The organism is Lentzea rhizosphaerae (assembly GCF_042649515.1).
Classification (GTDB): Bacteria; Actinomycetota; Actinomycetes; order Mycobacteriales; family Pseudonocardiaceae; genus Lentzea; species Lentzea aerocolonigenes.
Genome location: NZ_JBHRZI010000010.1, coordinates 112,641 through 135,097 on the forward strand (window position 1 = coordinate 112,641; position 22,457 = coordinate 135,097).

Here is a 22,457-nt window from a genome sequence, read left to right on the forward strand (position 1 = left end):
GAGAGGTCAGGACAGCGAGGCGATGAGGCTGGCCGGACGCAGGTCCGTCCAGTGCTCCTCCACGTACGCGAGGCAGGCGTCGCGGCCGTCCGGGCCGAAGGTCCGCGTCCAGCCCTCGGGCACGGGAATGCGCTGCGGCCACAGGGAGTGCTGGTTCTCCTCGTTGACCAGCACCAGGTACACGCCGTCGGCGTCCTCGAACGGGTTGGTGGACATGGCTCGTCTCCTCTGATGGGTTCAGGCGTCGTGCAGGTGCGCGACGCGGTGCAGGGCGGCGAGCAGGCTCGCCGAGTCGGAAGGGCTGTCGCGGTCCACGACGGACCGCGGGATCGGCATGGCGCCGACGGACGACCAGCGCAGGCGGCCGGCGTCGTCGATGTGGCAGCGGGCGTGGCCCGCGTTGTCGGGGTGCAGGCAGTACGGCACGTCGAGCAGGCCCCGCCGGAACGCGGCGAGCAAGGCCGCGCCCGGTTCGCCGGGCAGGTCGAGCACCGCCTCGACGAGGGCCGTGGCCTCGGCGAGCACTCCCGTGTCCTCTGTGGACTCGCCGAACCCGGCCGCCTCCGCCGCCGCGGCGGCACTTTCCAGTGCGTCCACGTTCTCGGCGACGGTCGGGATGCGGTGCGCCTCGGCCACGGTCTTGACGATCAGCCGCTCGGCACCCGCGCGGACGGCGAGCCGCGCCGCGTTGTCGTTCAGCAGCCGTGCCCCGGACGGTGTGCGCGGGTACACGCCCATGTAGGCGTAGACCACGACGTGCCAGTCCACATCGGACAGGAACCGGCCGGCGAGCACGCGCAGGGCGCGGATCGCCTCGGCGTCCTGGTCGGAGTTGGTCTGCTGGGCGTAGCTCAGCGAGACGCTCCGCACGCCGTGGTGGCGGAAGAACACCGCCTCCAGCACGCTGAGCGCCACCAGCAGGCTCGGCGGGCACAGCTGGCCCATCATGCAGCCGCCGAACGTCTCCAGGTGGCCGGAGAACCCCTCGCAGGCCTCGGTCCAGTGCTCGACCGAGTCCCGCAGCGGCTTGCGGCTGTAAGGCAGGCAGTACGACACCGGGCCGCCCTCGGTCGCGTCCAGCCCCGCCGCGGCCAGCGCGCCGAAGATGGCGCGCGGGTCCGCTGAGCCGTGCCGCACCTGCACGGGGAACCCTGCGAGCCCGTCCAGCACGGCCCGCGTGGTGTCCGGGTGGTGCGAGACGATCGGGTAGCCGTTGAGCAGGGCGCCGTCGCGCAACGCGGTCAGCGCCGCCCGGTGGTCGCCGACCCTGGTGTAGCTGTCGACGGTGAGGGTGCCGACCGTGGTGGCGCGGGCAGCGAGCACCGCGAGCAGCCCGGCACGCATCTCCCTCGGTGACGCCATCCCCATCCGGGGCTGCACCACCAGCCGGCCCTCCGCGGCGGCCCGCCCGACAAAGGCCGCGAACCCGGTCATGACGCTGTTCCCGCTGTTCGGCACAAGGCGTGGGAGGCGACGAACTCACGGAACCGCGTGATGGCCGTGTCGTCGTCGAAGACCTCGGCGAACCCCGCTGCCCGCAGGGCGTCGGCCTGGGCGGCCTCGGGGCCACCGATGCCGAGCTTGCCGCCGATCACGACCGGCACGGCGGCGAGGCCCGGCCGGCTCCTCAGCTCCGCGAGTGCGCGCGGCCCGTCCTGGTAGCCGTGGCCGTTGACCGTGCTGAGGACGACGAGGTCGGGCTGTTCGGCCTCGCACTCGTCGGCGAGCAGCACGGGCGGCACGCACGCCCCGAGGTTGACCACCCGGTACCCGGCCTCCTCCAGCAGCAGCTGCAGGTAGACGAGGTTCCAGGTGTGCGAGTCCGACGCGGTGCCGGACAGCAGGACGAGGTTGTTCATGTCAGGCTTTCTCGAAGACGGGGAACGGTGTCGGCGGCGCCGGGGAACCAGACGTCCTCGCCGCTCAGCGCGGCGGGCGTGTACTTGCCCAGTGCGCTCGTGAGCAGCTGGACCTCGAAGGCGAGGCACTCGACGAGCCGGCGCAGGCCGTGCTCGGGGTCGGCGTCCACGGCGGTGAGCGCGGCGCGCCCGAGCCCGACGGCGGTGGCGCCGAGCGCAAGTGCCTTGACCGCGCGCACGCCCTCCCAGACGCGTCCCGTGGCGAGCAGGCAGCCCGCCGGGGAACCGATGCGCCGCAGGCACTCCGCGAGCGGCAGGCCGACGTGGTCGAGGAACGCGCGCGGCGCCCACCCGGTGCCGCCCTCGGCGCCGTCCACGGTCACCGCGTCCGCACCCGCCTCCCAGGCGCAGGCCGCGGCCTGCGCCACGTCGCGGCCGGGGTGCAGCTTCACCCAGATCCGCGCCCGCGGGAAGTTGTTGCGCATGAACCGGATCTGCTGGCGCAGGATCTCGTCGGTGAACGTGCCGGGACTGCCGGAGCGCAGCACTCCCGGCCCCTGCGACCACAGGTCGTCGAGGGCGAACTGCTCGGACACCCGTGCCGCCGTCGCGCGGTCGAGCACGGTCAGGCCGCCCAGTCCGGGTTTCGCGCCCTGGCCCACCTTGAGCTCGAACCCGAGCCTTCCGCCCGCCAGCAGCGGTTCCGCGGCCGGGTCGCTGTAGACGAGGTTCCACACCTCGGCGTCGGCGTCCTCGGTGCTCTGCTGCACCACGACGCCACCCAGCGACGGGTCCGCCGCGTCGAGGTAGGCGCGGAGGCGGGCCAGCATGCCGGTGGTGGCGGACGGGTCGCGCCGGTACCCGGTGACGGGTACGACGTTCTCGCCGATCACCATCGGGATGCCCAGCGCACCCGCCTGCCTGCTCGCCGCGACCGACACCTCGGAGCTGCCGATCCGGGTGGACCCGAACGCGGACAGGAACACCGGCAGCGCCGAGGAGAACCCGCCGATCGTGGTCCTCAGGTCCACATCGGACTGCAGCGGCTCGCGGCCGAGGTCGATGAGCTTCTCCAGCCGCAGCGGCATGAACACCGGCGGCACCAGCCTGGCCGCGTCGAGCTCGTCTCCCCGCGGGTCCGGGCCGGAGGTGTCCTGGCCGAACACCTCGTGGCCGTAGGTCTCCACGGGCGGGAACGCCTCCGCGGCACCACCCAGTGCCCTCGCGCGCACCTGCTTCTCGGGGAAACCGCCCGCTCTCACGGCGCCACCTCGCCGGGCACCTTCGGGTAGGCGTTGACCTGCCACACCGCGTCCAGGCCGGTGAGGAAGCGGGTGAGCCGCTCGAGGCCCATGCCGAACCCGGCGCTGCGCGGCACGCCCTGGCGCATGACGTCGAGGTACCAGCGGTACTTCGCGGGGTTCTCCCCCGTCTCGCGCATCCGCGTCACGATCGTGGCGTAGTCGGACTCGCGCTCGCTGCCGCTCACCAGTTCGCCGTAGCCCTCGGGCGCGAGCAGGTCGAAGTTGCGCAGCCGGCCCGGTTCGGTGGTGCTCTCCCTGTCGTAGAACCCGCGAGAGCCCTTCGGGTAGTCGGTGACGAAGAACGGGCGATCCTTCTTGGAGGACAGCAGTTCCTCGCCCGTCCACTCGATCTCCGCGTCCGGGCTCTGCGCGTAGTCGAGCCCGTGCAGCGCGTCGACCGCCTCGCGGTGGGTCAGCACGTCGAACGGGCCGGACAGCAGCCAGGCGAACGCCAGCGGGTCCCGGGCGAGGAGCTCGAACTGCTCGGGCACCGCCGTCAGCGCGTGCCGCACGACGTGGGTCAGCAGCCGTTCCGCCACCCCCATCGCGTCGGCGCGGGTGCCGTGCGCGATCTCCACGTCGATCTGGTGGAACTCCGCGAGGTGGCGGCGGGTGTTGCAGGTCTCGACCGGTTCGGCGCGCACGTTCGGCGCGATGTAGAAGATCTTGTCGAACGCCAGCAGCGACGCCTGCTTGTACAGGATGCCGCTCGTCATGACCTTGTACTTGTGGCCGTAGTAGTCGACGTCGAGCTGCTTGGACCCCCGTGCGCCGGGGTCGGTCACCGGGCCGATCACGGGCGGCAGCAGTTCGACGAAACCCTCGCCGCGCAGGAAGGTCCGCGCGGCGCCGAGCACCTCCTGCTGGATGCGCATCGCGGCCCTGGTGGTGTCCGAGCTCAGGTGCTCGGACAGCGGGGGCGGCGTCCTGCGGGCGGCCTGCTCGATCACGACGCTCGTTGCGTGTTCCATGTTCTCTTTCCCACCCTTGGTCTTCGGTCGGTCGGGTCGGTCAGCGGCCGGACGCGGGGACGATCACGCGTCGCCAGCCGCCGGGGTCGGGCAGGACGCCGCGCTGGGTGTCGACCAGCGCCTGGCGCAGCTCGCGGGTGACCGGTCCGGCGGTGCCGTCGCCGATCACCCAGTCGCCGTCGCGGTCCTTCACGGTGCCGACGGGCGTGACCACGGCCGCCGTGCCGCAGGCGAAGACCTCGGTGATGAGCCCCGCCGCGCACTCCTCGCGCCACTGGTCGACGGAGATCCGCTCCTCGCGGGCCGTGTGACCGAGGCGGTCCGCCAGCACGAGCAGCGACTCGCGGGTGACGCCGGGCAGCAGCGTCCCGGTCAGTCCCGGCGTGACGACCTCGGTGCCGGAAGCCGTGCGGCGCACGAAGAACAGGTTCATGCCGCCCATCTCCTCGACCCAGCGGTGCTCGGCGGCGTCGAGCCACACGACCTGCTGACACCCGGCCTGGCGGGCGAGGTTCTGCGCGACGAACGACGGCCCGTAGTTCGCGGCGCACTTGACGTCGCCGGTGCCGCCGAGCACCGCGCGGCTGTGCTCGCGGCTGACCAGCACCGACACCGGCGCCAGTGCCTGGTCGCCGAAGAAGCCGCCGGCCACGAACGCCATCAGCAGGAACCGGTACTCGTCGGACGGGCGCAACATCAGGTTCGGGTCCGTCGCGAACATCAACGGCCGCAGGTAGAGGCTGATCGACGGGTCGTCCGGCAGCCCGGTGCCGTCGAGCAGCACCAGGTCGTCGATCGCGGACAGGAAGTCCTCGACCGGCAGCTCCGGCATCGCGAGCCTGCGGGCGGAGCTCTGGAACCGCAGGGCGTTGCGGTCGGGGCGGAACACCGACACCGAGCCGTCGGGGCCGCGGTGGGCCTTGAGGCCCTCGAAGATCACCTGGGCGTAGTGCAGGCCGATCGTCGCGGGGTGCAGCGGCAACGGCTCCAGCGGGCCGACGCGGCGGTCGTGCCAGCCGTCGACGGGGTTCCAGGAGAGGCTGACCATGTGGTCGGTGAAAGCGTCGCCGTGGCCGGGGTTGCCGGTGACGGGCGAGCTCAGCTGCGTGGTCATCAGGAGTTCCTTTCGTCCGGGATCCGCAGGTCCCGCACGTGTGGGCGGGAGATGGCGTAGAGCAGCAGGGCGAGGAAGCCGCCGGCGAAGAGCAGGGCGGCGGTGCCGAGGCCGAGAACCTGGGCCAGGAAGCCGAAACCGACCATCGTCACCGGTGTCAGCGCGTCGTCGGTGAGCGTGAGCACGGAGCCGACCCGGCCGATGTACTCCTCGTCGACCACGGCCTGGAACGCGCCGGAGAGCATCGGCGACGCCAGGCCCGCGACGATGCCGACCGCGGTCATCCCGCCGAGCGTCGCCGCGTAACCCGCGTTCCCGACGAGACCGAGCGACGCGGCCTGGACGAACAGCAGCAGCACGGCGGCGCGCAGCGGCCGTCCGGGGCGCCACTTCAACGCGATGAGGGTGCCTATCGCGGCACCACCGCCCATCGCAGCGGTCAGCCAGCCGAGCCCAACCCCGCCCCAGCCCCGTTGCACGGCGTGCAGGGCGAGCCCGACCGCGACCACCGGGCCGACGAAGACGTTGAGACCCGACAACGTGATCACGAGGTCCCGCACCTTCGGCGTGTGCCTCAGGTACGCCAGCCCGTCGCCGATGTCGGCGCGCACCGTGCCGCCGGTCGAGCGCGCCAGCGCCCACCGCGGCCGGACCGCGACCAGCACCACGAGCACGACCGCGAACGACACGAGGTCGAGCAGCATCGCGCCGCCCAGGCCCCACCCCACCAGCACGAGGCCGCCCAGCGGCGCGCCGAGCACCCCCGCGAGCCGGTCGAGCAGCTGCCGCAACGCCGACAGCCGCACCAGTTCGGTCCTGCGCACCAGCTGCCGGGGAAACGCCCCGGCCGCCGGCCCGTAGAACGCGTCCGCCACCCCGAACAGCAGACCCACGACCATCAGCAGGCCCGCGGAGACGCCGGTCGCGGCGAGCGCGGTCAACGCTCCGGCCAGCACGACGATCCTGGCCGCGTCGGCGCCGATCATCATGCGGCGCGCGTCGAAGCGGTCGGTGAGCGCGCCACCGACGATCGTCAGCAGGGCGCGCGGAATGGTGGCGCAGGCGAGGACCAGTCCGGCCAGTCCGGCGTTGCCGAGCTGCGCGGCGGTGAACGCGAGGGCGACGTACCAGATCTCGTCGCCGACCGACGAGACACCGGTGGCGAACGCCCAGCCCAGCGCGCGACGGTCGCGCCACAGGGTCTTCGGGGCCTCGGCCGGCGCGGCGGGGCCTTCCACCTGGGGCACCGCGGTCACCGGAGGGTCCCGGCGGGCACGGGCGGTCGACGACTGCTGGCGGACATCATTCCTCCGAGGCGGTTTTCCGGGCTGTCGTTGGCGGGACAGCACCAATCTCGGACAGGCCGCTATCTCGGCGGCATCCCAGAGCAATCCACTCGCAACATTGCGCCGGGAACGCGCTCGACCACCACGAATCGACCGTCATGACCTGCGGTTGTCTCGTCCGCTATCTCGGCGGGAGCGGAACCGGCGGCCGAGATAGCGGCGGGATTGTCAGCGGGATAGGGACGGGATTACCGCAGTCAATAGCGTTTTTCACATCAGCCGGAAACAGCCGCTGAAATCCCCGCCTCGAAGCGCAAGGAGATCGTCATGACGCACGCCGCACTCACCCGGATCGCCACCACCGTCGCCGGTACCGCCCTCGTGTTCGGACTGGGCGCGGCGGTCGCGCAGGCTGCTCCGGAGCGCGTCGTGGCGGACAGCAACCCGTGGAACTCGGTGCAGGTCGACAGCAACCCCTGGAACGGTGCCCAGGACGACAGCAACCCGTGGAACGGCACGCCCTCCGACAGCAACCCGTGGAACGGTGCCCCCGCCTCCAGCAACCCCTGGAACTGAGGGTGCGCCGAGGAACGACGTGGACGTTTCCGTGCTCAGGCTTGTCGATCTGCTGCGAGTCGAGCAGGCCCGCGCACGCGCGTGGTCACGGAGTTGTTGGTAGGTAAGGTGATCTGCGTGCCCTAACGCCCCGCCCCGAGACCTGTCAGCGTCTGCTCCGCCGCCACCCGCTCCCGCTCCATCCCGCGGTCGCCGAAGATCCGCGCCGCGTGCGACACGAGCTCCGACGCCCGGTTCGACTCGCCGAGACGGGCGAGCACCGGCGCCAGGTCCACCCGGATCGCCGCCGCGCCGACGTGGTCCATGATCCGTTCCCGTGCCGCCAGCGCCTGCTCGAAGTACACCCGCGCATCGCCGTCGTGGCCCAGCAGGGCGCTCACCTCGCCGAGGTTGCGCAGCAGGTGCCCCTCCCCGATCACGTCGCGGCTCTCCCGCACCATGCCGAGCACCCGCGTGAACGTGGCCAGCGCGTCGTCGTGCCGTCCCGCCCGCACCTGAACCTGGCCGATCCGCCGCAGTGCGTGCGGGATGCCGTTGCGGTAACCGACCCCCTCGAAGATCATGATCGCTTCCTGCAGCTGGGCCGTGGCCTCGTCGACGAGGCCGCGCCGGCACAGCACTTCGGTCTGGTGGGTCAGCACGATGCCCCTGCCGACGATGTCCTTGGCCCGGTCGAGGTCGCGCATCGCGGCGGCGTAGAGGGCGAGCGCCCCGTCGTCGTCGCCCTCCCAGCGCGCGAGCAGGCCGAGGTCGCGGCGGCAGAGCGCGAGGCCGCGGGGGTCGTCCAGTTCCTCGAACGTCGCCAGTGCCGCCGACAGCGCCTCGTGCGCGCGGCCGGTCTGGCCCCGGTTGATGTGCAACGTGCCCAGTGAGCTCAGCACCGCCGCCGTGCCGCGGACGTTCCCGGCGGCTTTGGTGGCCTGCAAGGCCTTTTCGTGCGTCTTCTCCCAGTCGTCCAGGTAGCCGTGCGACTCGAACAGCGTCACGGCGGTGACGGCCAGGTCCCAGCACGCCTCGTCGAACCCGGCCTCGGCGGCCTGGCTGATGGCCTCGCACAGGTTGGCCTGCTCGCCGTCGAGCCACTCCAGCGGGTCGGCCGCCACCTGCTCGACGTACGTCGACGGCGGCAGCCAGCGCAGCGCGGTGCCGTGCAGCACGGCGTAGTCACCGCCGTACACCGAGCGGTGGGCCAGCTCCGCGAGCGCCAGCCACCCACCGAGGACGCGTTCCACGGCACGCCGCCGCACGTTCGGCGGCACCTCCGCGTTCAGCTTCTCCAGCGCGAAGAGCCGCACGATGTCCTGGTAGCGGTAGCGGAACTCGCCGCTGCGCTCGACCGTGGTCACGTCGAGCATCTGCACGTCCACCAACGGTTCCAGCAGATCCGACGGGTAGCGGGAGTCGTCGTCGAGCACCGCGCCCGCGACCCAGCCCGGCAGGTCCGGGCCCTCGGCGAGGCCGAGCAGGCCGAAGAGGGTCCGCGACCGCTGGTCCATTCCGTTGTGGGTCAGCGAAAGGCTCGCGCGGATGGTCATCTCGCCGTGCGCGAGCTCGTCGAGCCGGTGCCGTTCGCTCGCGAGGCGGTGCACCATCGAGGCGAGCGACCAGTGCGGCCGCGCGGCGAGCCGGGCCGCGATGATGCGCAACGCCAGCGGCAGCCCGCCGACCGTGCGCACGAGCGCGACGGCCGCTTCGAGTTCACGCGACACCCGTTCCGCGCCGATGATCCGGCCCAGCAGGTCCAGTGACTGGCTCTGGTCGAACACCTCGACCTCGACCTGGCGCGCGCCCGGCACGCCCGTGAGCCGCGACCGGCTCGTCACCAGCACGGCGCACGTGTTGCTGCCCGGCAGCAACGGGATCACCTGGCTCTCGGTGGACGCGTCGTCGAGCACCACGAGCGTGCGCCGTTCGGCCATGAGCGTCCGGTACATCTCGACGCGTTCGTCCAGGCCCACCGGGATGACCGGGCCGGGGATGCCCAGTGCGAGCAGGAACCGCCCCAGCACGTCGGCCGCGGCGGTCGGTTCCTCGCGCGTGCCGCGCAGGTCGCAGTAGAGCTGGCCGTCGGGGAACCGGTCGGCGACGCGGTGGCCGATGTGGGCGGCGACGGTGGTCTTGCCGCTGCCCGGTCTGCCGATCATCACCACGACGCCCACGGCTCTTCGGTCGCCGCCGACCAGTACCGCCTCGGCGGTGCGGATCAGGGCCTCGTTGCCGATGAAGTCGGCGGTGTCGGCGGGCAGCTGGCGTGGACGTTCGAAGGTCGGCACGAGCGGGGCGGCCGACCGGCTCGGTTCGGCCTGCGCCAGGGCGACGTCGCCGGAGAGGATCGCCGATTCCAGCAGCCGCAACCGTTCCCCCGGTTCGAGACCGAGTTCCTCGACCAGCAGGTGCCGTCCCGTCCGGTACGCCTCCAGCGCCTCGGCCTGCCTGCCCGCGCGGTGCAGCGCGAGCATCAGCACGGCGCGCAACCGTTCGCGCATCGGGTGTTCGTGGACGAGGCGGGTGACCTCGCCGACGATCTGGTGGTGGCGGCCGAGTTCGAGCTCCAGCTCGAGGTAGTCCTCGGTGGCGGTCAGCAGGTCCTCGTCCAGCCGTGCCGCCCGGCTGCGCAACGCGGGGTTCGACAGCCCGCTCAGGCAGGGACCGCGCCACAGCGCGACGGCGGACCGCAGCAACGTCACCGCCTCGGCCGCGCGGCCCTCCTTGACGAGCACCCGGCCCTCGGCGAGCTTGCCGGAGAAGACGTGCATGTCGAGCGTGTTCTCGCCCAGCAACAGCTGGTAGCCCGGCATCCGAGTGACGATCGGCAGGTCCACGCCCGCGTCGGCCAGTTTCTTGCGCAGCCGGGACACGCAGATCTGAACCTGGGTGCGGGCGGTGTCCGGCGGGAGCTGGTGCCACAGCGTGTCGACGATCTGGTCCGTGCTGACGACCTGGTTGGCCTCCATCAGCAGCAGGGCGAGCACCACCTGCTGGCGGCCTGGGGTCACCCACACCGGCCCCGACGGCCCCTCTACCTCGATGGGCCCGAGAATCCGCAACACCGAATCACCGGACCTGCGCAGCACAGCACTCACGTCCGTCGCCCCTCCCTCAAGCATCCCCCAGCGACCGACGTCTTCAACCTATGCACGGCGGTATGTACTTGTACATCCGGCGGATGCTCGATCGTCCCGGCATTCGGAAGCACTGCCCGGCAGAACAGCGCCGTGAAAGCGCCGTGATAGGCGGAGGTTATCGGCAGCTGAAAGTCTGGGTATTGCATTCTGAGCACTCAGAAGGAGTTCGCCATGACGGGAGACGGCCGGCGCACGCCGCCCAGCGCGGCGGTACTGGCCGCCGGCGTGGACCACGTCCGCCTGTCCTACGCGTACCTGGACGAGGGCGACCTGGACGCCTACGCATCCCTGCTGCACGAGGACATGCAGGTCCGCACACCGGGCGGGCCACCGGCCCGCGGCAGGGACGACGCGCTGCGCCTCGCGGTCACCACCAGGGGCACGCACGAGCTGTTCAAGGTGATCGGCGACGGCCATTGCGTGGTGGCGGTCGGCCGCTACACCGCACCCCGCCACGAACTGGGCGAATTCGATTTCGCCGACTTCTTCACCCTCTCCGACGACTCGCTGCTGCTGAGCCGCCGGCGGTTCTACTACCTGCCGCCACCGGATTCCGACGCCGACACCGCGGACCCGTGATCACAGCACGCCCGCTGCTCTTCCGGCCCCGAACTGCCGGTGGCAGACCGCGGTCTCAACCACCTCAAGGGTCAGCGGGCACGGCGCGACGCCGCGCTCGGCGTGGACACGGGAGCACAAGATCTGCATGCAGGTCTGAACCTTCCCTGCGGGATCGCCGAGGGCGCGCCACACCCCGTGCGGAAAGAACTTCACGGGTGGTCGAAGACCGCGGCTGCCGGCGATTCCGAGCCCGCCGGCCTGATCAACGGGATCGTCCCGCCGTGCCGGTGGCCGGATCTTCTCCGCAAAAGGCGGAAAGGCCCTCAGTCCGCCACCGGAAAGGCGTTCTCCAACCACTCGTCGTGGTAGAGCGAGTCGAGGTAGTTGCTGCCGAGGTCGGGCGCGATCGCCACACACGTCAGGTCGTCGCCCGCCTCCGCGGACGAAAGCCACTGGAGGGCTCCGCTCACCACGGTGCCGGTCGACCCGCCGAACAGGTACCCGTGGCGCACCAACTGGTGGCACATCCGCACGGTGTCGCTCTCCTCGACGTGCACCACGTCGTCCACAAAGGACTCGTCCAGGATCTGCGGGCGGACGCTCGTGCCCAGGCCCGGGATGAGACGGGTGCGTGAGGGTGTGCCGAAGGTGACGGAACCGACGCTGTCGATCGCGACGATCCGCACGGAGGGCCGGTTCTCGCGGAAGTACCTCGCGCAGCCCATCAGCGTTCCCGTGGTGCCCGCGCCGACGAACAGCACGTCCAGCTCGGGGAAGGCCTTGTCGATCTCCGGGCCGGTCGAGCGGTAGTGGCCCGTCCAGTTGCCGGGGTTCGCGTACTGGTTGAGCCACACGAAGCCCGGGTTGGTGCGGCACAACGACTTCACGTGAGCAATCCGCGTGCCCAGGAAAGCGCCGGAGGAGTCCGGCGACGACACGACGTGCACCTCGCTGCCGAGCGTCTCCATCATCCGCCGGGCCGCACGGGTGCACCGGACGTCGGTGACGCAGATGAACCGGTATCCCTTGCTCGCCGCGACCATGCTGAGCGCGATGCCCATGTTGCCCGACGACGACTCGACGATGGTGGCACCGGGCACGAGCTCACCCGCGCGTTCCATCGCGTCGACCATCTCGGTGGCCGCCTTGAGCTTGATGGAACCCGCGAAGTTGAAGCCCTCGCACTTGAGCAGCAGCCGCCGTCCGACGATCTGCCGCAGATCCACGTACAAGTCCGAAACGTTGAATTCCAGAGGACTCACGATGACTGCTGCCACACCGAAATCCCATCTCGTCGCCGACCGGCCGCGCTCGAATCCTTTCCAGCGAGCCGATATTTCCGCTATATGGACGGCGATAGGCGGGATACCGACGAAATATAGGTGGCGTCCCCACGATCCGCATTACGACCCACCGGAGGGAGAAGGCGGATGGAACACTGGGCTCCACTCGAGCTCGACCCGGCCAGCGTCGGGGCAGAGCCAGGACCGCAGGGACTGATCGACCATCTGCGTGCCGCGACCGACCTCGGCGATCTCCTCGTCAAGCACAAGGCGTTGGTGTTCCGCGGTTTCCACGTCACCCCGGAGGAGCTGGGTGACGTGATGGACCTGCTGCTGCCCAACAGGCTGGCGTACGTGCACGGCAACTCACCGCGCACCAAGGTGGGCCAGAACGTCTACACCTCCACCGAGTACCCTCCGCAGTACGACATCTCGATGCACAACGAGATGTCGTACGCGCATCAGTGGCCCGCACGACTGCTGTTCTTCTGCGCCGTGGCACCGGAAACCGGCGGCGCGACGCCGGTCGTCGACGGTGTGCGCTGGCTCGACTCGCTCGATCCCGAGGTGCGCGAGGCGTTCCAGCAGGGTGTGCGCTACACGCAGAACCTGCACGGCGGCAGGGGTTTCGGCAAGAGCTGGCAGGACACGTTCGAGACCGCGGAACGCGACCAGGTCGAGGAGTTCCTGTCGAAGTCGGGCAGCGAGTTCACCTGGAAGCCCGACGGCGGGCTGCGGGTGAGCCAGGTGCGTCCCTCGACCACCCGCCACCCCGTGACCGGGGACGAGGTGTGGTTCAACCAGGCCGACCAGTGGCACGTGACCGGGCTCGGCGACGAGACCGCGGCGGCGCTGCACCAGATCATGCCCGAGGAGGACCTGCCCCAGTCCGTGACGTTCGCCGACGGCTCCCCCATTCCCGCCGAGCACGTCACGCAGATCCGGGACCGCGGCCTGTCCGAAGCGGTGAACGTCGACTGGCGCACCGGCGACCTGTTGCTGATCGACAACGTGGCGGTCGGGCACGGCAGGCGGTCGTTCACCGGGCCGCGCCGGATCCTGGTCGCGATGTCGGACTGAGGGATTCCTGGTGAGCGCCCAGATCCACGAACAGCACAGAGCGGACTCGTTGCGGCGCGCGGCGCGCCGGTTCGCGACAGGGGTCACGGTGGTCGCGGTGCGCCACGACGGCGGCGACCACGCGCTGACCGCCAACTCGTTCATCACGCTGTCGCTGCACCCGGCGTTGATCGGTGTGTCGGTGACGTCCGGTGGCCGGATGCGGCAGCTCGCCGAGAAGACCCGGTACTTCGGCATCAGCGTGCTCAACGCCGAGCAGGGGGACTACGCGCGGCACTACGCGAGCCGTGGCCGTGGCGGTGCCCCGCAGCACCTCGGACTGCACACCCCCGACACGCTGCCGGCGCCGATCGTGCCGGGCTGCGTCGCGTACTTCGTCTGCCGGTTCGAGCACACCCATCCCGTCGGAGACCACGATCTCATCGTCGGCTCGGTGGTGGAGAGCGAGGTGCTCAGCGAAGAGCACCCGCCACTGATCTTCCTCGACGGCAAGTTCAGCTGACAGGAGCTCCCAGCGATGACTTTCGCGTCAGGGCCGGTACCGCCCATCGGCGGGCACTCCCTGTTCCTCTTCCTGCTCCAGGTGGCGCTGTTGTTGTTGCTGGCACTGCTGATGGGCAGGCTCGCGGCACGGGTGTCGCTGCCGCCCATCGTCGGGGAGCTGCTCACCGGCATCGTGCTCGGCCCCTCACTGCTCGGCAACGTGGCACCGGACTGGTTCGTCTGGCTGTTCCCGCCCCAGACCGAGCAGTTCCACCTGCTCGACGCGTTCGGTCAGATCGGTGTGCTGCTCCTGGTCGGGATGACCGGGCTGTCGCTGGACCTCAAGCTGATCCGCAAACGCGGCGGCACGGCGGCGAAGGTCAGCCTGCCGGGGCTGGTCATCCCGCTCGCACTCGGCGTCGCCGCGGGTTTCCTGGTGCCACAGGCACTTCTGGCCGAAAACTCCCACCGCACGGTGTTCGCGGTCTTCCTCGGCATCGCGATGTGCGTCAGCGCCATCCCGGTGATCGCGAAGACCCTGATCGACCTGAAGCTGCTGCACCGCAACGTGGGTCAGCTCATCCTGATCTCCGGCACGGTCGACGACATCTTCGGCTGGCTGGGCCTGTCGATCGTGACCGCCATGGCCACGACCGGCGTGCAGGCGGGTGGCATCGCCCGTTCGGTCGGGTTCCTCGCGTTGTTCCTGGTGGTCGCGTTCGTGATCGGACGTCCCCTGGTGCGTGCGGCCGTCCGCGTCACCGCGAAGTCAGCGGAGTTCGGGCCGACCATTTCGGTGGCGGTGGTGATCGTGTTGCTGACCAGCGCCATCAGTCACCTGCTCGGGCTCGAGGCGGTGTTCGGCGCGCTGGTCGCGGGCATGCTGATCCGCAACGCCGGTCACGGCGTGTTGGAGCGGCTGACACCGTTGCGCACCCTGGTGATGACGGTGCTGGCGCCGGTGTTCTTCGCGATGGCCGGGCTACGCATGGACCTGTCCGCGCTCGCCCAGCCGACCGTGCTGCTCGCGGCGGTGGTGCTGCTGCTGATCGCGATCGTCGGCAAGTTCGCGGGAGCGTTCCTCGGCGCGTGGGCCAGCGGCCTGAACCGCTGGGAGGCGCTGGCGATCGGCGCAGGCATGAACGCGCGGGGCGTCGTCGAGGTGGTGGTCGCGATGGTCGGGCTGCGGCTCGGCGTGCTCAGCACCGAGATGTACACCATCGTCGTGCTGATCGCGATCGTCACGTCGCTGATGAGCCCTCCCATCCTGCGCATGGCGGCCGCACGCATCGAGGTGACCGCCGGCGAACGGCTCCGGCTGAGCGAGTACGAGTCCCCGTCGCGGCAGCAGCCCGCCGTCGACCACGCCTGAGGAAGGAATCCCGTGCTGCCTCCCCCTTTCACCGTCATCTCCGGCGCGCAGGTGCGCGAAGTCCTGCAAGGACAAGAAAAACAGGTCACCGAGGTGGTCGAGGCCGCGTACCGGCTGCACGGCGAAGGCCGGACGGTGAACCCGGACTCGTACTTCCTGCGGTTCCCCGACCTGCCGTCGTCGCGGATCATCGCGTTGCCCGCGTCGCTGGGCAGCGTGCACGGCCTGAAGTGGATCTCCAGCTTCCCGGAGAACGTCGCGGGCGGCATCCCCCGCGCCTCCGCGGTGCTGATCCTCAACGACGCCGAGACCGGCTTTCCGTTCGCCTGCGTGGAAGCGTCGATCATCAGCGCGGCTCGCACCGCCGCGTCCGCCGCGCTGGCGGCGGTGCAGCTGAGCACCCGGCGCGGCGTCCGGCCGTCCCGCGTCGGGTTCGTCGGCACGGGTCTGATCGCGCGGTACGTGCACACCTACCTGGCGGCCAACGGGTTCACGTTCGACGAGCTCGGCGTGTTCGACCTGGCACCGGCGCACGCCGAGGGGTTCACCGGCTACCTGGCGCGGACCGAGGCCGGCCGGATCACCGTGCACGACAACGCCGAAGACCTGATCCGCTCGTCCGACCTGGTCGTCTTCGCGACCGTCGCCGGTGAGCCGCACGTCCACGACCCGGCGTGGTTCTCGCACAACCCGTTGGTGCTGCACGTCTCGCTGCGCGATCTGTCCACCGACGTGATCCTGGCTTCCTGCAACGTGACCGACGACGTCGAGCACTGCATGAAGGCCAACACGTCGTTGCACCTGACCGAGCAGCTCACCGGCGGCAGGGACTTCGTGGCCGGCGACATGCGGGCGTTGCTGGCCGGCGAGATCGACGTGCCTTCCGACCGGCCGGTGGTCTTCTCACCGTTCGGTCTCGGCGTGCTGGACCTCGCGGTGGGAGCGCACGTCCACGAGCAGGTGACCCGCGACGGTGGCGGGCAGGTCGTCGAAGGCTTCTTCGACGAGCTGAAGCGCTACGGCTGAGGAGTCTGGCATGAGCAAGCGACTGTCCTTGTCCGCGGCGCAGCGGGGCGTCTGGTTCGCGCACCAGCTCGACCCGTCCGGGCAGAAGTTCAACTGCGCGGAGTACCTCGCCATCGACGGCCCGGTGGACGTGGACGTGTTCACGGCCGCGTGGAACAGGTTGCGCGGCGAGGCCGACGCCCTGCGGATCGACGCGCTCGAACGCGCCGACGGTGAGCTGTGGCAGGTCGTCGCGCCCGCCCGTGACGCAGAACTGCCGTTCCTCGACTACAGCGGGCACGCCGACCCCGAGGGCGACGCCCTGCGGTGGATGCGCGAGGACGTGGCCCGTCCGGTCGACCTCGCCGCACCACCGATCTCGGCGTTCGTGCTCTTCCGGGTGTCCACAGCGCGGTTCTTCTTCTACTACCGGATGCACCACGCCGTTGTCGACGGGTACGGGGTGCAGCTGATCGGCACCAGGCTCGCGGAGATCTACACGTCGCTGGTGTCCGATGTGGACGAAGGGGCGGCCTGCACGTCGTTCGAGTCGATCCTCGACGAGGATCTCGCCTATCGGTCGTCCGTGCGGTTCGAGCAGGACCGCGAGTACTGGATGAAGCGGTTCGGCGACCAGCCCGCGGTCATGCGGGTGCCGGGTGACGTGCCGCCGGACGCCGATCCCGCGTCGTTGCCGTTGCGCCTCAGCCGGGTGGCGGCCCTGGAACCCGGCGACGTGGCACGGCTGCAGCAGGCGGCGGCGACGACAGGATCGACCTGGCAGGTGGTGGTGCTGGCCGCCGTCGCGGCCTACGTGCACCGGGTGACCGATCGGCGCGACGTGATCATCGGAATGCCGGTCGCCGGACGCCGGAGCGTGGTGTCACGGCGTGCGCCGGGCATGGCGACCAACTCCGTGGCGCTGCGGATGGACGTCTCGGCGTCGGAGAGCCTGACGCACCTCGTTCCCCGGATGGGCGAGGAGGTGCGCGCGGCGCTGAAGCACGAGCGGTACCGCGCCGAGGACCTGCGCCGCGACCTCGGGCTGGAAGGCAGCGACCAGGCGTTCATCGGGCCGATGGTGAACTTCATGCCCTACGACAGGTCGCTGCGGTTCGGCACGGCGACAGCCACGACGCACAACCTCGCGTCCGGTCCGATCGTGGACCTCTCGCTGGGCGTGCGCGGCCAGACCAGCGGCGAGATGTCGCTCGTGCTGGAGGCGAACCCGGAGTACCACGGGCTCAGCGGCTTCCTGGCGCACCGCGACCGGCTGCTCGCGTTCCTCAAGGCGGTGGCGGCACAGCCGGAGCGGCCGATCGGCCAGTTCTCGCTTCTGTCCACTGTGGAGCAGCTGGACCTGCTGGTGGAGCGCAACGCCACCGCCAGGGACATGCCGGACGAGACGGTGCCCGAACTCCTCGCCCGGCAGGCCGCGCGCACACCGGACGCGACGGCGCTCGTGTCCGGCGGCCGTGCGCTCACCTACGCCGAGCTGGACGCGAGGGCGTCCGGGCTGGCCGCGGACCTCCTCGGACGCGGTCTGGGCGCGGAGGACTTCGTCGCGATCGCGCTCCCCCGCTCGCCGGAGCTGATCGTGTCGATGCTGGCCGTGCTCAAGGCCGGCGCGGCGTACGTCCCCGTCGATCCCGCCTATCCGGCCGAACGCGTCGCGTACATGCTCGACGACCTGGCGCCGCGGTACGTGCTGACGTCCGCGGACGTCGCGGCAGGACTGCCGTCCGGCACCCCCGTCCTGCTGGTGGACGACGCACGACCCGGCACGGTGGCACGCCGGGCGATCAACCCGGCGACCGCGGCGTACGTGATCTACACGTCCGGGTCGACCGGTGCGCCCAAGGGTGTCGTGGTACCGCACCACGCACTGCGCAACTTCGTGCTGGACCACGCCGACCGGTTCGGGATCTGCGCTCAGAGCAGGGTGCTGCAGTTCGTGTCGCCGAGCTTCGACGTGGCCACCGGGGACATCTGGCCGGTGCTCGTGTCCGGTGGACGGCTCGTGCTCGCCCCGGAGGACCAGCCCGTGCTGACGGACCTGCTGCGCTACGAACGGATCACGCACGCCGCGATTCCGCCGGTGATGCTGGCGCAGCTGGACTCCGAAGGACTGCCGGACCTGCGGTTGCTGATCACCGGTGGCGAGCCGCCACATCCCGACGTGGTGCGGCGATGGGCGCCCGGCCGCAGGATGGTGAACGTCTACGGCGTCACCGAGGCGGCCGTGGCGAGCACGACGAGCCCGCCGCTGACAGCGGGCGACGGCGTTCCCATCGGCAAGCCCATCGCCAACTCGCAGGTGTACGTGCTCGACTCACGGCTGGAGCCCGCGCTGCCGGGCGCGGTCGGTGAGCTGTTCATCGCGGGCGACGGGCTGGCCCGCGGGTACCTGCACCGGGCTGCGCTGACCGCCGAGCGGTTCGTGCCGTGCCCGTTCGGGACGCCGGGCGCGCGGATGTACCGCACCGGCGACCTCGTGCGGTGGCGGCCGGACGGCAACCTCGAGTACCGGGGACGGGCCGATGACCAGGTCAAGATCCGGGGGTTCCGGGTCGAGCTCGGTGAGCTCGAGACCGTGTTGCTCGGCCATCCCTCGGTGCGGTCCGCGGTGGCCGTGGCGCGCGAGGACGAGGGACGCAAGCGGCTCGTCGCGTACGTGGTGACGGACGGCCGGGTCACGCCCGCACAGCTGCGCAGGCACGCGGCTCGGGTGCTGCCGGACTTCGTGGTGCCCGCCGCCGTCGTGCTGCTGGACGAGCTGCCGGTGACGCCGAACGGCAAGGTCGACCGGCGGCTGCTGGTCGCACCGGACTTCTCCTCCTCGGACGACGACGCCGCACCCGAAGGCTCGCGGGAAGCGTTGCTGTGCAAGCTCTTCGCGGACGCGCTCGGTGTCGCGCGGATCGGCCCGCACGAATCGTTCTTCGATCTCGGCGGCGACAGCATCATGGTGTTCCCGCTCGTGTCGGGCGCTCTGGAAGCCGGGCTCGAGTTCACCGCACGGGAGGTGTTCCAGCACCCGACGGCGGCCCGGCTCGCGAAGGTCGCCAGGGACGTGTCGGACGCGCCGTCGGGCACCGGGCCGTTCCCGCCGACGCCCGAGCTCGCCCGCCTCGGGACCGCGCTGGACGGGCTGTACCAGTCCGTCGTCGTGCCGGTGCCGCTGGGCACGCGGATGAACACCGTCACCTCCGCGCTGGAAACCCTCGTCTCCCGCCACGAAGCGCTGCGCATGCGGGTGCTCGCGGACGGCACCTGGGAGGTCGTCGACGCGCTGGACGACCACGTGAGCCGGGTGCTGCTGGTCGGCGATCCCGCGCGAGAGGTGGTCGAGGCCGAACGGGAGGCCGCCGTGTCCCGCCTGTCCCCCGGCACCGGGCGGATGTTCCAGGCGGTGTTCTTCGACGCGGGCCCCTCCCATCCCGGACAGCTGCTGCTGGTCGTGCACCACCTCCTGGCAGACGGCGAGTCCTGGCGGATCCTGCTGGACGAGCTCTGGTCCGGCTCCACCGACCTGCCCGCCGTCGTTGCGCTGCGGGACAACGTGTTCGCCGCGGACGTCGTACCCGTGACGGTGTCCGGGACGGTGAGCACGATGGAGATCACGTTGCCGGAGCCCGACTGGGCCTCGCTGGCGCGGCGGTTCCGCGTGGACCGGACCGACGTCCTGCTCACCGGACTGGCGCTGGCGGTCGCCGAACCGTGCTTCGCCGAGGCGCCGCGGTCCGTGCGGACGGTCGGACGGATCTCACCGCGCGTCCCGGTGCACTGCGGCTGGGAGTCGGCCGCGAAGGCGCTGAAACGGGTGAAGGAACAACGCCGTGGCGCGGGGGCGGAAGCGTTCCCCCGCATCGCGTTCCGGGACCTCGGGGTGCTGCCGGACACCTTCTCCTGCACGCCCGATCCCGGGTACGCGCTCGCGTGCACCTCCAGGTCCTCAGACGGGGAACTGCGCGTGCAGATGGCGTGGAACCCGGCCGTGTTCTCGGCGGACGACGTACAGGAGTTCGCCGCCCAGTGGAGTGCGGCGCTGGCCGACCTGGACGAGCTCGGTGCCTCGCCCGGCCCTGTGGTGTTGACGCCGTCGGACGTGCCGCTGACCGGGCTCACCCAGGCCGAGATCGACACGTTGACCGCCGCGCACCCGGACCTGACCGACATCCTGCCGGTGTCGCCACTGCAGGAGGGTTTCCTGTTCCTGCACGCCATGTCCGGGCAGCACACCGACTCCTACGTCTCGCAGCTGCGGTTCGACCTCGAAGGACCGTTCGACGCAGCCCGGATGCGCACGGCCGCGGAGTCGTTGCTGCGCCACCCGAACCTGCGGGTGGCCTTCCACCACGACGAGCTCGCGCGGCCGGTGCAGGTGGTGTGTTCGGGCGCGAGGATGCCTTGGGAGGAAACGGATCTCACCGATCGTCCCGCGGACGCCGGACGCGTGGCGGCCGACGAACGGTCGCAGGGCTTCGACCTCACCGCGCCGCCGTTGATCCGGATGCACGTGCTGAAGCTCGGCGACGAGAGTCATCGCCTGCTCCTGACCGCGCACCACGTGCTGTGGGACGGGTGGTCGACCTCGCTGCTGGTCCGCGAGCTGTTCGCACGGTACACATCGGACGGTGAGCCGCCGGCCGGTCCTCCCTACTCGGACTACCTGCGCTGGCTGGCAGAGCAGGACCTCGACGCCTCCAGGGCCGCGTGGGCCGAGGCGATGGACGGGTTCGACACACCGACGCTCGTGGCACCCGGCGCTCGGGCCTCGGCCCGTCGGCAGGAACAGGTCAGGGTCGATCTCGACGCGGACCTGACCGCCGCACTCGACCGGATCCCCGGCGTCACGCTGAACACCGTCGTGCAGGCGGCGTGGGCGACCGTGCTGAGCCAGGTGACCGGGCGCGACGACGTGGCGTTCGGATGTTCCGTCTCGGGCAGGCCACCGCACCTGCCCGGCATCGAGCGCATGGTCGGGCTGCTGACGAACACGATCCCGGTGCGGGTCCGGTTGCGGGCGGGCGAGCCGGCGCCGGACCTGCTGGCACGGGTGCAGGCCGAACAGGCGGCGCTGATACCGCACCACCACGTCGGGCTGTCGGACGTCCAGCGCGGCCGCGAGCTCTTCGACACCGCGATCATGTTCGTCAACTACTCCTTCGACCGGGCCGAGTGGGCGGAGCTCCTGCCGGAGCTGCGGCTGACTGCGTTCGAGGTCGAGGACGAGACCCACTACCCCCTGCGACTGGCGGCCGTGCCCGGCGAACGGCTGCACCTGCGGCTCGGGTACCGGCCCGACCTGTTCCGCCCGGCCGAGGCACGACGGTTGCTCGACCGTCTGGTCCAGGTACTCGGCACCTTCGGCCACTGAGGAGGCATCGTGCGCACGCCAGACGTGTACGTCAAAGGACTCGGCGTCCACCTGCCCCCGGTGGTGAGCATCGAATCAGCTGTGGCACAAGGGCTCTACCCCGCTGAGGAAGTCGAGCTGCACCAGCTCGCGGGCGCGGCCGTCGCCGGGGACGTGCCCGCGCCGGAGATGGCGCTGCTGGCGGCTCAGCAGGCGTTCAAGCGCACCGGGCACAGCCCGGACGACGTGGACGTCCTGCTGTACGCGGACTCCTGGCACCAGGGACCGGACGGCTGGCAGCCGCAGTACTACCTGCAGCGGCACCTGCTGGGCGGGGACGTGCTGGCGGTCGAGGTGCGTCAGGGCTGCAACGGCATGTTCGGCGCGCTGGAGCTCGGCGCCGGCTACCTGTCGTCCGGTGGCAGGCGAAGCGCGCTGCTGGTGGCGTCCGACAACTTCGGCACGCCCATGATGGACCGCTGGCGCATGGGGCCGGGTTATGTCGCCGGGGACGCCGCCTCCGCCGTGATCCTGTCTACCGAGCCCGGCTTCGCGCGGCTGCTCGCCGTGCGTTCGGTGGCCGTTCCCGAAGCGGAGCAGATGCACCGCGGTGACGAGCCGTTGTTCCCGCCGGGCCCGACGGTCGGGCGAGCGCTGGACTTCGTCTCGCGCAACGCCGCGTTCAAGAAGCAGGTGACCGGGTCCGGCGAGGGCACCGGCGCGCTGATCCGCATTCACCAGCAAACCTTGTCCATTGTGGAGCGTGTGCTGGACGAGGCGGGCATCGGCCTCGGCGACGTCACGCGCGTCGCGTACATGAACTACTCGCGGGAGATCGTCGAGCAACGCTGCATGGCCGCGCTCGGACTGGGAATGTCGCGCTCCACCTGGGAGTTCGGGCGCACCGTCGGCCACCTCGGCGCGAGCGACCAGATCGTCTCGCTCGACCACCTGGTGTCCACGGGTGAGCTGGGGCCCGGCGACCACCTGCTGATGCTCGGCGTCGGACCGGGAGTGACGCTGTCCGCCGCCGTGGTCCAGATCCTGCACCCCGCACCCTGGCAGAGCTCGAGTTGAGG

The 22,457-nt window shown here is 70.9% G+C and carries 17 protein-coding genes; 8 read left to right on the forward strand and 9 right to left on the reverse strand.

Annotated features, from left to right (window positions below; genetic code table 11):
* Window positions 1–6: 6 nt before the first annotated feature.
* Genes ACFOWZ_RS06860 through ACFOWZ_RS06890 form a run of 7 tightly spaced genes read right to left on the reverse strand, consistent with a single transcriptional unit; the run spans window position 7 to window position 6,504 of the window.
* A complete protein-coding gene (locus ACFOWZ_RS06860) occupies window positions 7–216 on the reverse strand; it encodes an MbtH family protein (RefSeq protein ID WP_382370288.1) in 210 nt (69 codons plus the stop codon).
* Window positions 217–237: 21 nt separating this feature from the next.
* Entirely contained in the window at window positions 238–1,434 is a 1,197-nt protein-coding gene (locus ACFOWZ_RS06865; protein ID WP_382370290.1) for a methylaspartate mutase, read from the reverse strand.
* Window positions 1,431–1,859 (reverse strand): cobalamin B12-binding domain-containing protein, encoded by a 429-nt coding sequence (locus tag ACFOWZ_RS06870; protein ID WP_382370292.1) that lies wholly within the window; start codon window positions 1,857–1,859, stop codon window positions 1,431–1,433. The genes ACFOWZ_RS06865 and ACFOWZ_RS06870 overlap by 4 nt, the downstream gene beginning before the upstream one ends.
* Window positions 1,856–3,121 (reverse strand): glutamate synthase-related protein, encoded by a 1,266-nt coding sequence (locus ACFOWZ_RS06875; protein WP_382370294.1) that lies wholly within the window; start codon window positions 3,119–3,121, stop codon window positions 1,856–1,858. Before ACFOWZ_RS06875 ends, ACFOWZ_RS06870 begins: the two co-directional genes overlap by 4 nt.
* The gene (locus ACFOWZ_RS06880; protein ID WP_382370296.1) at window positions 3,118–4,134 is read right to left on the reverse strand and encodes an asparagine synthetase A; all 1,017 of its coding nucleotides are present in this window, start codon (window positions 4,132–4,134) and stop codon (window positions 3,118–3,120) included. The genes ACFOWZ_RS06875 and ACFOWZ_RS06880 overlap by 4 nt, the downstream gene beginning before the upstream one ends.
* 40 nt (window positions 4,135–4,174) lie before the next feature.
* Complete coding sequence (locus ACFOWZ_RS06885) at window positions 4,175–5,248, reverse strand: branched-chain amino acid aminotransferase (RefSeq protein WP_382370298.1); 1,074 nt, start codon at window positions 5,246–5,248, stop codon at window positions 4,175–4,177.
* On the reverse strand, window positions 5,248–6,504 hold the full coding sequence (locus tag ACFOWZ_RS06890) for an MFS transporter (RefSeq protein WP_382370300.1): 1,257 nt from the start codon (window positions 6,502–6,504) through the stop codon (window positions 5,248–5,250). Before ACFOWZ_RS06890 ends, ACFOWZ_RS06885 begins: the two co-directional genes overlap by 1 nt.
* A 357-nt stretch (window positions 6,505–6,861) precedes the next feature.
* Between ACFOWZ_RS06890 and ACFOWZ_RS06895 the strand changes: the two genes are divergently transcribed.
* Window positions 6,862–7,110, forward strand: a complete 249-nt coding sequence (locus ACFOWZ_RS06895) for a hypothetical protein (RefSeq protein ID WP_382370302.1) — start codon at window positions 6,862–6,864, stop codon at window positions 7,108–7,110.
* 122 nt (window positions 7,111–7,232) lie between these two features.
* On the opposite strand, the gene ACFOWZ_RS06900 is transcribed toward ACFOWZ_RS06895, so the two are convergent.
* The gene (locus tag ACFOWZ_RS06900) at window positions 7,233–10,193 is read right to left on the reverse strand and encodes an AfsR/SARP family transcriptional regulator (protein WP_382370304.1); all 2,961 of its coding nucleotides are present in this window, start codon (window positions 10,191–10,193) and stop codon (window positions 7,233–7,235) included.
* Window positions 10,194–10,406: 213 nt separating this feature from the next.
* Between ACFOWZ_RS06900 and ACFOWZ_RS06905 the strand changes: the two genes are divergently transcribed.
* Window positions 10,407–10,814, forward strand: a complete 408-nt coding sequence (locus ACFOWZ_RS06905; RefSeq protein ID WP_382370306.1) for a nuclear transport factor 2 family protein — start codon at window positions 10,407–10,409, stop codon at window positions 10,812–10,814.
* Window positions 10,815–11,119: 305 nt separating this feature from the next.
* Here ACFOWZ_RS06905 and sbnA read toward each other — a convergent pair whose 3' ends face one another.
* On the reverse strand, window positions 11,120–12,058 hold the full coding sequence (gene sbnA / locus ACFOWZ_RS06910; RefSeq protein ID WP_382370308.1) for a 2,3-diaminopropionate biosynthesis protein SbnA: 939 nt from the start codon (window positions 12,056–12,058) through the stop codon (window positions 11,120–11,122).
* Window positions 12,059–12,226: 168 nt separating this feature from the next.
* Between sbnA and ACFOWZ_RS06915 the strand changes: the two genes are divergently transcribed.
* The 6 genes from ACFOWZ_RS06915 to ACFOWZ_RS06940 are packed head-to-tail and all read left to right on the forward strand — an operon-like array spanning window position 12,227 to window position 22,455.
* Window positions 12,227–13,159, forward strand: a complete 933-nt coding sequence (locus tag ACFOWZ_RS06915) for a TauD/TfdA family dioxygenase (RefSeq protein ID WP_382370310.1) — start codon at window positions 12,227–12,229, stop codon at window positions 13,157–13,159.
* A 10-nt stretch (window positions 13,160–13,169) separates the two neighbouring features.
* On the forward strand, window positions 13,170–13,661 hold the full coding sequence (locus ACFOWZ_RS06920) for a flavin reductase family protein (RefSeq protein ID WP_382370312.1): 492 nt from the start codon (window positions 13,170–13,172) through the stop codon (window positions 13,659–13,661).
* A gap of 15 nt (window positions 13,662–13,676) precedes the next feature.
* The gene (locus tag ACFOWZ_RS06925) at window positions 13,677–15,014 is read left to right on the forward strand and encodes a cation:proton antiporter (protein ID WP_382370314.1); all 1,338 of its coding nucleotides are present in this window, start codon (window positions 13,677–13,679) and stop codon (window positions 15,012–15,014) included.
* 15 nt (window positions 15,015–15,029) lie between these two features.
* On the forward strand, window positions 15,030–16,040 hold the full coding sequence (sbnB, locus tag ACFOWZ_RS06930; RefSeq protein ID WP_382370468.1) for a 2,3-diaminopropionate biosynthesis protein SbnB: 1,011 nt from the start codon (window positions 15,030–15,032) through the stop codon (window positions 16,038–16,040).
* 10 nt (window positions 16,041–16,050) lie between these two features.
* Window positions 16,051–21,399 carry an amino acid adenylation domain-containing protein gene (locus ACFOWZ_RS06935; RefSeq protein WP_382370315.1) on the forward strand — a complete coding sequence of 1,783 codons (5,349 nt, stop codon included), beginning with the start codon at window positions 16,051–16,053 and terminating at the stop codon, window positions 21,397–21,399.
* Window positions 21,400–21,408: 9 nt separating this feature from the next.
* Window positions 21,409–22,455 (forward strand): ketoacyl-ACP synthase III family protein, encoded by a 1,047-nt coding sequence (locus ACFOWZ_RS06940; protein WP_382370317.1) that lies wholly within the window; start codon window positions 21,409–21,411, stop codon window positions 22,453–22,455.
* Window positions 22,456–22,457 lie beyond the last annotated feature (2 nt).